16 protein-coding genes are annotated in these 11,341 nt (G+C 42.7%); 9 read left to right on the top strand and 7 right to left on the bottom strand.

The window, feature by feature from the left end:
* Positions 1–27: 27 nt before the first annotated feature.
* From SOO65_RS14565 to pgsA, 5 genes are all read right to left on the bottom strand, one after another.
* Entirely contained in the window at positions 28–255 is a 228-nt protein-coding gene (locus SOO65_RS14565) for a hypothetical protein (RefSeq protein WP_321391551.1), read from the bottom strand.
* 39 nt (positions 256–294) lie between these two features.
* Positions 295–759 (bottom strand): CS1 type fimbrial major subunit, encoded by a 465-nt coding sequence (locus SOO65_RS14560; protein ID WP_321391548.1) that lies wholly within the window; start codon positions 757–759, stop codon positions 295–297.
* 226 nt (positions 760–985) lie between these two features.
* Positions 986–1,600 carry a leucine-rich repeat domain-containing protein gene (locus SOO65_RS14555; RefSeq protein ID WP_321391546.1) on the bottom strand — a complete coding sequence of 205 codons (615 nt, stop codon included), beginning with the start codon at positions 1,598–1,600 and terminating at the stop codon, positions 986–988.
* Positions 1,587–2,504 (bottom strand): phosphoserine phosphatase SerB, encoded by a 918-nt coding sequence (serB, locus tag SOO65_RS14550; RefSeq protein ID WP_321391543.1) that lies wholly within the window; start codon positions 2,502–2,504, stop codon positions 1,587–1,589. The genes SOO65_RS14555 and serB overlap by 14 nt, the downstream gene beginning before the upstream one ends.
* On the bottom strand, positions 2,501–3,154 hold the full coding sequence (gene pgsA, locus SOO65_RS14545; RefSeq protein ID WP_321391540.1) for a CDP-diacylglycerol--glycerol-3-phosphate 3-phosphatidyltransferase: 654 nt from the start codon (positions 3,152–3,154) through the stop codon (positions 2,501–2,503). Before pgsA ends, serB begins: the two co-directional genes overlap by 4 nt.
* 78 nt (positions 3,155–3,232) lie before the next feature.
* On the opposite strand from pgsA, the gene SOO65_RS14540 reads away from it, so the two are divergent.
* The 9 genes from SOO65_RS14540 to SOO65_RS14500 all read left to right on the top strand — a co-directional run bounded on the left by SOO65_RS14540 (position 3,233) and on the right by SOO65_RS14500 (position 9,907).
* Complete coding sequence (locus SOO65_RS14540) at positions 3,233–3,949, top strand: PilZ domain-containing protein (RefSeq protein ID WP_321391537.1); 717 nt, start codon at positions 3,233–3,235, stop codon at positions 3,947–3,949.
* Between the two features lie 66 nt (positions 3,950–4,015).
* Positions 4,016–4,969 carry a class II fructose-bisphosphatase gene (gene glpX, locus SOO65_RS14535; RefSeq protein ID WP_321391535.1) on the top strand — a complete coding sequence of 318 codons (954 nt, stop codon included), beginning with the start codon at positions 4,016–4,018 and terminating at the stop codon, positions 4,967–4,969.
* A gap of 12 nt (positions 4,970–4,981) precedes the next feature.
* Positions 4,982–5,410: a type II toxin-antitoxin system RatA family toxin gene (locus SOO65_RS14530; protein WP_321391532.1), complete on the top strand. Its 429-nt coding sequence runs from the start codon at positions 4,982–4,984 to the stop codon at positions 5,408–5,410.
* On the top strand, positions 5,411–5,743 hold the full coding sequence (locus SOO65_RS14525) for a hypothetical protein (protein ID WP_321391529.1): 333 nt from the start codon (positions 5,411–5,413) through the stop codon (positions 5,741–5,743). It abuts the gene before it with no gap.
* A gap of 2 nt (positions 5,744–5,745) precedes the next feature.
* Positions 5,746–6,420, top strand: a complete 675-nt coding sequence (locus SOO65_RS14520; RefSeq protein WP_321391526.1) for a YggS family pyridoxal phosphate-dependent enzyme — start codon at positions 5,746–5,748, stop codon at positions 6,418–6,420.
* A gap of 66 nt (positions 6,421–6,486) precedes the next feature.
* Positions 6,487–7,218, top strand: a complete 732-nt coding sequence (locus SOO65_RS14515) for a hypothetical protein (RefSeq protein ID WP_321391523.1) — start codon at positions 6,487–6,489, stop codon at positions 7,216–7,218.
* A gap of 149 nt (positions 7,219–7,367) precedes the next feature.
* On the top strand, positions 7,368–7,760 hold the full coding sequence (locus SOO65_RS14510) for a hypothetical protein (RefSeq protein WP_321391513.1): 393 nt from the start codon (positions 7,368–7,370) through the stop codon (positions 7,758–7,760).
* A 3-nt stretch (positions 7,761–7,763) separates the two neighbouring features.
* Complete coding sequence (locus tag SOO65_RS14505; protein WP_321391509.1) at positions 7,764–8,465, top strand: hypothetical protein; 702 nt, start codon at positions 7,764–7,766, stop codon at positions 8,463–8,465.
* 485 nt (positions 8,466–8,950) lie between these two features.
* Positions 8,951–9,907, top strand: a complete 957-nt coding sequence (locus SOO65_RS14500) for an isopenicillin N synthase family dioxygenase (protein WP_321391506.1) — start codon at positions 8,951–8,953, stop codon at positions 9,905–9,907.
* A gap of 48 nt (positions 9,908–9,955) precedes the next feature.
* Here SOO65_RS14500 and SOO65_RS14495 read toward each other — a convergent pair whose 3' ends face one another.
* Together SOO65_RS14495 and SOO65_RS14490 are read right to left on the bottom strand one after the other, a co-directional pair.
* A complete protein-coding gene (locus SOO65_RS14495; RefSeq protein ID WP_321391503.1) occupies positions 9,956–10,231 on the bottom strand; it encodes an RNA-binding regulator in 276 nt (91 codons plus the stop codon).
* Positions 10,232–10,437: 206 nt separating this feature from the next.
* Positions 10,438–11,331 (bottom strand): hypothetical protein, encoded by an 894-nt coding sequence (locus SOO65_RS14490; RefSeq protein ID WP_321391501.1) that lies wholly within the window; start codon positions 11,329–11,331, stop codon positions 10,438–10,440.
* Positions 11,332–11,341 lie beyond the last annotated feature (10 nt).

Genomic DNA, 11,341 nt, shown 5'->3' with positions numbered 1-11,341 from the left:
TGTGAGAGGGAGATCTTTATCTATGGATTAAGGTTGAATAACTGCAACGACGTAAGAATTACTAGTTCTTGTGGTAACTAGCTGAGGATGGCCGACTGAAAGTTTGGAATTGGATTTGAGTTCAGGCTTACCTTGTTTATTCATTTTCACAGAAACTTTATGAGGAACCACGGCCCGAAGAAAAAGAGAGTCGGTAGTTCCGGCCGAAGTTGAAAATGAAGTCATTAAAAGAAAAAGCCCGAGAGTAGTTTTCATACCTCGGGCTTATCGGAAATATTAATTGATTACTTTAATCTAGTTTGCTTCGATAGTGAAAGTCACTGTATCTTCGTACGAACCGGCCGATAGGTTAGATGGCTGATTATACGAGATTTTCAGGTCCTTTGAGTTAGTTCCACGGATGTTGGCCGTACTGTAAACTTCAGTCGCTGAAGTGTTCAGAGGAACGTTACTGCCCTGATAAGTCAGAGTGTATTGAACATAGCTGTTTTGGTCAGCAGCGTTTACAAGCTTACCACCCTTAGCAGAGCGAGCTTTGATTTTATAGCCTGTAGGTGAGTTCGATTTTTCAGTAATCGTACCAACCTTCTCGCTGTTGACTTGGCGATCAAGAGGAAGGTTAGATGCTAGCGTTTCGTGAGCAATCGATACTTCTAGAATGGGGGCCACAACACCTTTTAAAAGAAGATCCGCTGATGTTGCTGAAAAAGCAGTAGAAGTAACAGTTGCAAGAGTAAGAGCTAGTAGTGTGCGTTTCATATGTTGGTCTCCTTTAGACACTCTAATGATTCTGGTTTTAACTGATGCATTTGGTGGGCCAACTGTTTCTTTAGGTGCCCGTAGCAAATTCAGCATGTTGACTGGTTTACATTTAATACTGGTGTCAAAATGTTTAGCACCGGCTTAAAATTCAGCCGTTTAATGAATAAAATCTTAACAGTTTTGTGCGGGGCTTAAAGATGAGTAAAATCGGCCTTACAGAAGTTTAGTTGACCCAAATATGGAAGATTCGTTGGATGCGTTCCTTTTCTTCTTCGGGAAAAGGATTGTGATCGATGGACAGGTGGGAGAGGTTTGGCATTTTTTTGATCAGGTCAGGAAAGATCTTAAATTGATTGTGATCAAGGTTTAGACGTTTTAAAAGTTTGAGATCGAGAAAGCCGTGTGGAAGCGCACTTAAATTATTCCCAGAGAAATTGGCCTCGGTCAAAGAACCGAGCATCCCAATCTCTTCCGGAAGTGATTTAAATCCGCAGTCTTTTATTGTAAGTGACTTCACTGGTGCAGCAGCGTGACCCAGAGGGAGGAGAAAAGTTTTAAGAGGGGTATCGATAATTTTCAAATTCTCTAGTTTTGGCAGACGAAAGAGAAGACTTAGATCTCCCGTGAAAGAGGGCCACTTAATTGAAAGAACTTTGAGTCTCTCCCAAGTGATTCCTTCGAATGGAAATTCTTTGCAGTTCCCTTCAAGGTAGAGTTCTTCTAGATTTGGAAAATCCAAAAGCTCAGAGGGGAATTGCTCACCTTTAATAGAGATCTTCAATGCCGTGACATCTTCACGCGCTTGAGTGGCAGATGAAAGAGTTTTATACAGCTTCATCTCTATGATCTCCAGGAACGCCGAGGAAATAAAGAATGATACTCATGGGTCCATGGCCCATTTGGTGGTTCGCAGCTTGCTTCACTTTTTCTTTGGCGTGGAAAGCGATTCCGAATCCCGCAGTAAGAAGCATCGGGATATCATTTGCCCCATCACCAACTGCAACGACTTGATCCAGAGTGATATTTTCTTTTTCAGCGAGAACTTTTAAGAGACGTGCCTTCTCTTCCGCATTCACCACTGGTCCTGAGACTTGTCCTGTAAGTACATCGCCGTCCCATTCCAAATCATTGGCAAAGGCATAATCCATCTTAAGACGCTCACGAAAACTTTCCGCAAAATACTTAAAGCCACCAGAAATAATGGCGGTCTTGTAACCCAGTTTTTGAACTTCTTTGATGAGCTTTGCCACACCCGGATTAAGCTCCAGACGAGCAAGTATGCCTTCCATTTTTGAGCGGTGAAGCCCTTTTAAAAATGAAACTCTGGTCTTCAATGATTCATCAAAAGTCATGTCACCATTCATCGCCCGAACGGTGATTTCTTTTACCTTGTCGCCAACGTTGTTGGCGTCGGCCAGTTCATTGATCACTTCTTGTTTAATGAGAGTGGCATCCATATCAAAAACGATGAGTTTTCGATTCGTGCGAGAGGGATGATCTGGCAAAAGGGCCATATCAACCTGGTACTTATTTGAGAGATCGATGAGTTCAAACTTAATGTTCTTGGCATCTGCTGGATCTGAAAAGATCACCGGCATATCCAGGGCCCAAAGACCCTCTTGCGACAAATGAATATGCTTTTCAGTCTGCGCATGATGGCGGTTTAAAAGATCAGTCAGCTCCCGATGGAAACTTTCTTTAATCGCCGTGGTTGATACACAACAAAGAACAAACTTACTCATGTGGATTCTTTTGAGAGTTTTTGTTCTTTCTTCGCGCGTTTTTTCTCAGCACGCTTCTCTTGAAGTTTTTTAATCATAGAGAGTGAGTACTTAAGCGCTGACCAAAGTGAAAGTAGGGCAGCAATATAAATAAGAATCGTTCCTACCAGAGCTGTATCAATGCCTAAGAAATCGTCATAAACCATAAGCATCGGTGTCGCCACCATCTGTGTTCCGGTTTTCCATTTACCCATGTTACTTACTGGCACATCCACATCTTCCGTCATGGCCAAGAGGCGAAGGGAAGTCATATACATTTCACGCAGAACCAGAATGATTACAACAATGGGGTGAACGCGATCCAGGCCCATGAGCATAATCAGGGCCGATACCACGAGAAATTTATCAGCGATAGGATCAAGGAAAGAACCAAAGACCGTTACGATGTTGCGCTTACGTGCAATATAGCCATCAAGAAAATCAGTGATGGATGCCACAACGAAAATCCAGCAAGCAATGTGTCCAAGCCAACTTTGATAAGGAGTGAGCCAATGAGGTGTGTCTTCTGTGAAATACAGGGTCAGCACGACGACTGGAATCATCAGCATCCTGAAAAAAGTCAGGCGGTTTGGCAGGTTATCAATTTCCAGATCGTTTTCAAGCTTTTCCATGTCTTTCCAATTTAACAAAATTTACCTAGCTTTCTTATATTACTGGAACACCTACAATAAGAGAATAATGAGGTGACCATGGAAAGACGTTTTAATTTGATTAAGAGTGATTTTGAGAAGCATGAGAAGAGAATTCTTCCTCGTTTCCCGTTCTGTTATTTAACTTTTAAATCCGACGATACTTCTCGTGTATACGAGATCAAAGATATTTCACACACTGGTATGCAGCTTTCTTTGAAAGAGGACGGCAAGGATTTCGCGACTGATACTGCGCTTAAGGGCCATATTCATTGGCTAGGTAAGAGCTTAGACATTGCAGGAACTGTGAAGTGGAGCACGCCAAATCGAATTGGTGTGGAGTTCATTAAAAAACGAGATGTATTGGACCGCGTTCAGAATTTTCTTCAAATGGAAGAGATGGTTAAGCGTCTTAAGCCTCTTCATAAAGTGGATGACGGTCTGGAGATTCCGGCCCGCCTTAAGTACTGGCTTCGTTCAGACGGCCCAGTAGAAATTTTTGTGTGGCAGCACAATGACGGTGAGATGTCGAAGTTTCAGGTTCTTTTCCTAGAGACGTTTGTTGAATGGGAAGACGGCCAGGGGCTTAAAACCGGACGAATTCTGTCAAAAAGAAATGTCGATACTCCACTTATCACAGAGGATGAGTGGGTATTCAATATCGATCCTGATGCAGATGGAGATAAGCTAGAGCGTATCAAAACTCTGGTTGGCCTCATCTCAATCGATCTTTTACCAGCAGAAACTAAAACATTTCTACTGCGTCAATTGAGTTAATCCCTTCAAGGAATCAGTGAAAAAAGGTATGATTTCACTCGATAAACTTTAACAGGGAATTTTGACATGAACCGTAACTTAGCCATGGAATTTGTACGAGTGACCGAGATGGCCGCTATTGCCTCTGCCCGTTTAATGGGTCGTGGGGATGAAAAAGCAGCTGACCAGGCCGCGGTAGATGCTATGCGGGCCATGCTTGATTCAGTTGAGTGTGATGCCACTGTCGTTATCGGTGAAGGTGAGCGTGATGAAGCTCCTATGCTTTATATCGGTGAGAAAGTTGGTTCAGGAACTGGGGCCAAACTAGAAATCGCTCTTGATCCTCTGGAAGGAACTACAATTTGTGCTCACGGTGGTTATAACTCAATTTCGGTTATGGCGATCGGTGAAGCAGGCAACCTTCTTCATGCTCCAGATACATACATGTTAAAAATCGCTTCCGGCCCGGAAGGGAAAGGTAAGCTTGATATTCGTCAAACTCCGACTGAAAACTTGAAGCGTCTTGCTGAGGCCAAAAAATGTCGAGTGGCGGATCTGACTGCGATCGTTTTGGATCGTCCACGTCATAAAGAACTCATCGAAGAAATTCGTGCAGCAGGTGCTCGTATTAACCTTATCGGCGACGGTGACGTTTCTGCGGCAATTGCTACTGCGACTCCAAATTCAGGGATCGATATCCTTTTCGGTATCGGTGGTGCTCCTGAGGGTGTAATCGCTGCGGCAGCGTTGCAGTGTCTGAACGGAGAGTTCCAGGGAATTTTGAAACCTCGTAATCCAGGTGAAGTAGAGCGTGCTCTGAAAATGGGTATTGATGATATCAACCGTGTTTTCAAAATTGATGACCTTGCCAAAGGAAACCTGATGTTCGTTGCCACAGGGGTCACGACTGGTAACTTCCTTGATGGTGTTGTCTTTAAACCATGGGGCTGTCTGACTCACTCGCTTGTGATGAGAAGTGAATCTGGTACAATTAGACATATCAGAGCTGAACACCATTTTGATAAGAAACCTAGATACTAAAAGGAATTAGTCATGGCCCGTGCTGAACGTACTGAAATTTTTGATGTCCCTGCTGATAAGTTTTACCAAGCGATTGTTGATTATAAGAACTATCCACAGTTCGTAGATGGAATGAAATCAGTAGAAGTTAAAAGTGAATCAGCCGATGGAGCAACGGTCACATTTAACCTGAACCTTATTAAAGAAATCTCATATACGATTAAACTAGCGAACAAGCCTCACTCTGAAGTGAGCTGGTCACTGGTTTCTGGTGATATGATGAAAATCAATAATGGCAAATGGACCCTGAAAGATCTTGGTGGAAAAACTGAAGTGACTTATTCACTTGAAGTTGAACTTAAAGGCTTTATGCCAGGCCTTGGTATGATCGAGAAGACTCTTGTGAATACCAACCTTCCACTTAATATGAAGGCCTTTGCTAAAAGAGCAGCGAGCTTATAAATGGAAGAGAAGAAGGACAAAGACGGTAAAGTCGGAGACATCCTTAAAAAAGTGGTGAGCACCGGTGTGACCGCTGCCTTCATGACTGAGGAAAGTGTGCGCGCTCTTTTAAAAGACGTGCCACTTCCGAAAGACATTGTGGGCGGTTTAGTGGAAAACGCAAAGAACACTAAGTCTGAGTTCGTATCTTCTGTAAAAAATGAATTGAAGTCTTATCTGGATAAAATCGATATCTCAAAAGAGTTTGATAAGATCGCTGAGAAGTATGACTTCGAAGTGAAGGCGACCATTTCCTTAAAAAAGAAAAAGAAAGGAAAGGGCGAAGAGGAATAGGCTTGGTTAATAAGGCGCTCTACGCTGAAAAGCTTAAATCCATCAACTCAAAGCTTTCTGCTCACACAAATCTACTGATTGTTACTAAAACAAGGTCCCTGGAAGAAATTCAGGCCTACTATGATCTCGGACACCGGGACTTCGGTGAGAACCGTGTTCAGGAATTGGAAGACAAGGCCCGGGATCTCGCCAAAACTTGTCCTGATATTCGTTGGCATATGATTGGCCACCTTCAAACTAATAAGGTGAATACGCTGTTTAAGATCGCTAATCTTCGCGCCATTCATTCTGTGCACGATCTTCATCTGGTTGATCGTCTCATCAAGGGACAAGAGAAACTAAGACATCCCATCGATATCTTTCTTCAGTTTAATACTTCAAGAGAAGAAGAGAAGTCTGGCTTTGAGACCTATACCGAGTTAGTTGAAGCGGCCGAGTTCATTCTTAAATCGGAGAAGCTAAAGCTAAGAGGTCTTATGACCATGGGAACTCTTCGCACAGAAAACTTTGAGGCTGAGGCCCGTCGTTGTTTCCAGGAACTTCAGGTTGAGAAAGACAAACTCCAGAGTGAGTTTAATATCAAGCTTGAGACCAGCATGGGAATGAGTCAGGATTACGAGATCGCGCTTGAAGAAAAATCGAGCTGGATCCGCCTTGGCACGATGATGTTTCTTTAATCAATCTTCAGTTTTTATTTTTTAGTAATGGCCTACAATAGTTGAAAAACAATTATTGGAGGCTCGATGAAATACATTTCAATCCTTGCTCTGGGAGCATTACTCGTATCTTGTAGCTCGCATAAACCAGCACCTACAAAAACTCCTCACATGCCGCATCTGACCTGGATGGACTCAATCAAAATGGCCAAGAGTGAAATGCGTTCTCCGGCCTCAGTGAAGGAAGCCGACTTTCAAGAAATGATCAAAACCATGAAGAGGCTTCATGGCTGGAAAACAGTTCCAGTAGGTAAGGCAATCACCAAAGAAACAACTTATTATGGTGTTGATGGCAAAGAAACAGATGCTGTTGTGGAAATGGTTTTAAAGCAGAGAACTTCTTCGTATTTTGTTCTTTCAAGCCACGCTGAAGGGTGGGAACTTAATGCTGAATCGCTTGAAACAAATGCCGATGTGATGTCGAATCAATTGAAAAAGAATCTTTCAAGCATTAAGAAGACCGGTTCATCAACTTATCTTCTAGGCTATAAAACGGAAATTGAAGGCGATTCAATTACCTGTGAAGTAAAAGTAGATTTTAATAAGTCTCCGTTGTTTTATAACAATGAATGTAAGGACGCTAAAGGGCAGGTTTTCCAGGAGTCGAAGACAGTTGAGGCCAAGGACATTAATCTCGCAAGTCTTGAGCCACATTTAAAAGATATCGCTGTTACGGTATGTCCTTCGGAATTAAGAGAAGAAGAGATTGCTTGTGTGACGGATGAGCACAAACAAGACTGGTCTTACCTCATTAAGTAGTTGTATTCAGGGCCCCTCGCGGGGCCTTTTTATTTGAAATTAAATTATTTTTATCACTGTATTTTTTTCCAGCTAACCTAACCATAACAATCGTTTCTCTTCATCTTTTGGTAGAAGTCACTTACCAACAAAACCCAAAGGATGTTTCGATGAAATCTTCAATCGTTTTCGCTTTCGTTCTTTTAGCATTCTCTCAATTAACTTTTGCTCAAGCTGTTCGTAAGTGTTCTGATGAAGTTCTAACTTGTGAACTTATTCAGAACTACCGTGTCGTTAAAACTGAATCTGCGGCTTGGGACGGTTTTAACTCTGATGAGCCTTCAATTGAGCCATATTACTGCTCTATGAACCTATGGATCGAGCAGGATGACTTGGTTTTCCGTGTAAATGTGACAGACGATGATTACGTTGCAAACGTTTATAATGTACAACGCTCAAATCTTGGCCGCGCTTTAGAAGGTTCAGCAGCTATGCCAGTAGTTCCTGGCAAACCTTTTTACTTCGCTCGCGGAGACAAGAAAATTAAGTGTGTGCTTAACTAATTAATGAAAAAACTTTTACTCTTAGCTATTTTCATCACGGGACCTGTGCTTGCACAGGTCTCTTACATTTCAGGGGGAGAGGCGAAAATTCTCTACTCTTGTGACGTGCTTGAAAGTATCCCTCGAGAGAAAGAAGAAAGAGAGATGATTTCTTTCTTTGAGAAAGGACTAAAAGGCCTAAATGACCTGGGTCTTATTCTTCGTTTTATCCGTTCCCAAAAAGGGGATGAACTGACTCTTAAGTTCCGCACTCAAAGAAGTCTACCTATCGATGAGACGATCTATCGCAAGCTTTCTGCCTCTACGAATGGAGAGTTTAAGTGCGAGGAAGATGTAAACTACGGTTTAAGTTACTCGAACTCTTGTTCGTTTAAGGCCCCGGGAGATGATTTTCGACCTGAGCATGCTGATCTTGCTCGCATGGTGGGAGTTGATTTACCTGATCTTTCAAACCTTCGTCGTGTTGACGTCAGTTCCATTTCTTGGAAGCTTAAGCTGACCCCTGCCCAGGCCCAAAAAAGTCCACTTATTAAGAAGCCCTCGGTCGAAGTTTGGACCTTCCGTGATGTTTGTATCCTGGAAGTTTCCGGCAAATACCAGGCCCCTGTAGATGCTCGCGCTGCCCTGACTTTTCTGGAGGGGTTAGTTAACGCTCGTCCGGCCCAAATCCAGGGTAATAAAACCGGTCTTGCACTCGGGATTTAGTTACTAGACTCAGCTTCAAATCCGAAAAAATATCCCATGAAATCAAGCAACTCTTCCAAATAAAAAACCCCTCGTGATAGAGGGGTTTCAAAGCATTGAAAATTCCTAAACGGCCTAACAAACCGGGATTTAGGAGGGTAATTGATGCTAACACGATTTTATAAATGATCAAAGCTAAGAGCACCTATGGCCAATGAAGGCGACCTTAGGAGGCAGGGATGCTCAAAGCGTTGAAAATGCTAGAACTTATTATCCAGATTTTGAAATTGCTAACAACAATTTTAAGGTTATTAATGGAGTGGTTCTAGGATTGGGAGGGGAGAAGAAATTCTCCCCTTTTTCCTCTCAAAACCTATAAGAATTACTAATGCATTCCTGTAAAATTTCTACGGTATTTTCTCGCTAGGAACGATCTAATTTTTTGCTTAGACATCCCCCGCCATTCAGGATTATTTAGATAGTAATTAAGAAAACAGGAGGACGTCATGGACGCCATTCGTAAAGTACCAGAGCTTAGTTTAATGAGTTTCGTTAACGGAACGACAAACGATAAAGTGAAGTTCACGAACGAGCTATTCAGAGGTCTTAAAGACTACGGTTTCATTGTTCTCGTTGATCACCCGGTTGATTATAAACTTACCAGCAAGGCTTATGACCTGGTTCATGAGTTCTTCCAACTTCCAGAAGCAACAAAAAGACAATATATCTGCAAAGAGGGCGGCGGTCAGCGCGGTTATACTGCGTTCGGTGTTGAGCACGCTAAAAACTCTCAGTACCCGGATCTAAAAGAGTTCTGGCACGTTGGTCGCGAAACGATCAAAGATCCAGCTCGCTTCAAGAAACACCTTCCAGATAACCTTTGGCCAACTGAAGTTGCTGAGTTCAAAGACGTAATGCTTAAGCTTTACGATGGTATGGACACTACTTCGACATTGATTCTTGATTCTCTAGGAATGGCACTTGATGTTCCTCAGAATTATTTCCGCGATATGCTTTCTGATGGTAACTCAATCATCCGCGCGATTCACTATCCACCTCTAGGGCCAGCTGCTCCTAAGAACGCTGTTCGCGCTGCTGCTCACGAGGACATTAACCTCATTACTTGTATGGTTGGTGCTACTTCTGCTGGTCTTGAGCTTCTTGACCGTGACGGAAAATGGTTACCGGTTTCTTGTAACGACAGACAACTTGTAATCGATTCAGGTGATATGCTTTCTCGTATTACAAACGAAGTTATCCCAGCAACTACTCACCGAGTGGTTAACCCTGATGATGCTACGTCGAACCGCTACTCAATGCCGTTCTTCACGCATCCAAATCCAGATACTATGCTTACTTGCATTCCTTCATGTCGTGGTGCTGGTGAGAAGTATGAGCCGATCAATGCTCATGACTGGCTTATGCAAAGAATTAAAGATATCGGTCTTAATAAGAATAAATAAGGCAGAAAAAGAAAAGGACCCGAAAGGGTCCTTTTTTTTGGTCAAAAATTAGAAACGACGGTTGTTCGTACGTGGTTCCATCGGCTTCGCTTCAGTAACGTTCATGTTACGTCCACCGAAGTCAGAACCGTTTAGAGATGCGATAGCATCTTGAGCTTCTGCACCTGTAGACATTTCAACAAAACCAAAACCTTTGCTGCGGTTTGTGTCGCGGTCAACGATGATTTTAGCTGAAGTTACTTTGCCGAAAGCTGCGAATTTATCAGCTAGAGCATCGTTAGTGATGTTGAAGCTTAGGTTTCCAACGTAAATTTTTGTGTTCATAGAGTCTCCATAGAATTTTCCCCACTAATTAGAGTGTTGGGAAATAAAGTTAAATGTATTGATTGATTTTTAATGATGAGAAGTTGAGGTCTTAACAGTAAGAAACAAGCAGTAACAGGAACACTCTATGTCTTAGAGTGAAATAACACAATACATATAAAATATATTCCATTTATTTGAACGATGACAGTAGGTTAGGGATGAAACTAAAAGAATCTACGAAGACCAAAACCAAACTTAAAGTTCGTTTGAGTTGTGGTTTGGACTCTTCCATCTTCCTGTTCTTCACGAGTATTTAAACTCTCAAAAGCAGCATCGGTTAAGAACTCCCACGTTTCATTGAAGGGAAGTGTCACACCGGCCTTAACAGTTGGTAGAAGAGAAACTGGGCCTGATTGCTCAAGACCTACAGTTGATGTGTTCGACATCCCGTAACCAAGTCCGGCACCTAAAAAGAATTTACCGCCAGATAGGAAGTCTCGAAAAGAATCGAAGTAGTAGAGCACGTCACCGATTAGAAGACTTCTTTTGGTAACTAAAGAAGCGCCAGAGTAGTTAATAACTTCGCGCTCATAACGAACACCAATGTCAAAGGCAAGGCCTCCGCCATTTGGAATATCTTTTTCAAAGTAAATCTCGCCCGTGAAGCCACCACGTTTAGAAGTATTGGCCGGAGCATCTGAAACTGATTCAGAAAGTCCGCGGGTAAGACCACCCTTGAAGACCCATGAACGACGGGCAACCGGGATCATGGTTTTGATGTACTTCTTTCTTTCAGTTTCTGGCGAGAGGGCCCAGATGTATTCGGTAGCAGGGTAGTAAGTAACGATGGTGCCCTTTTCGAAAGGGAGCATGGCATCTGCATTTACAATTTGCCATTGAGTGAAGTTACCGCTGACGTTAATGGCCTTAGCAAGGATCGAAACGTCCTCTGCGGTAAATGTACCTGTCATACCTGGTTGCACGCCCTGGCGCTTACCATTGCGGGTAATGAACGTTTTTCTAGTGTCTGAGACGGCCTGGATCATGATGAGTTCAAAGGCGTGGGCCGAGACGCTCAAAAAGAGAAGGCAAAGAAAAATGGTATGACGAAGTTGCATAACTTCATCA

The sequence above is a fragment of the Peredibacter starrii genome, assembly GCF_034259205.1.
GTDB classification, from domain to species: Bacteria; Bdellovibrionota; Bacteriovoracia; order Bacteriovoracales; family Bacteriovoracaceae; genus Peredibacter; species Peredibacter starrii.
Note: the sequence above shows the minus strand (reverse complement) of the source record. Positions and strands in the feature narration are given on the sequence as shown.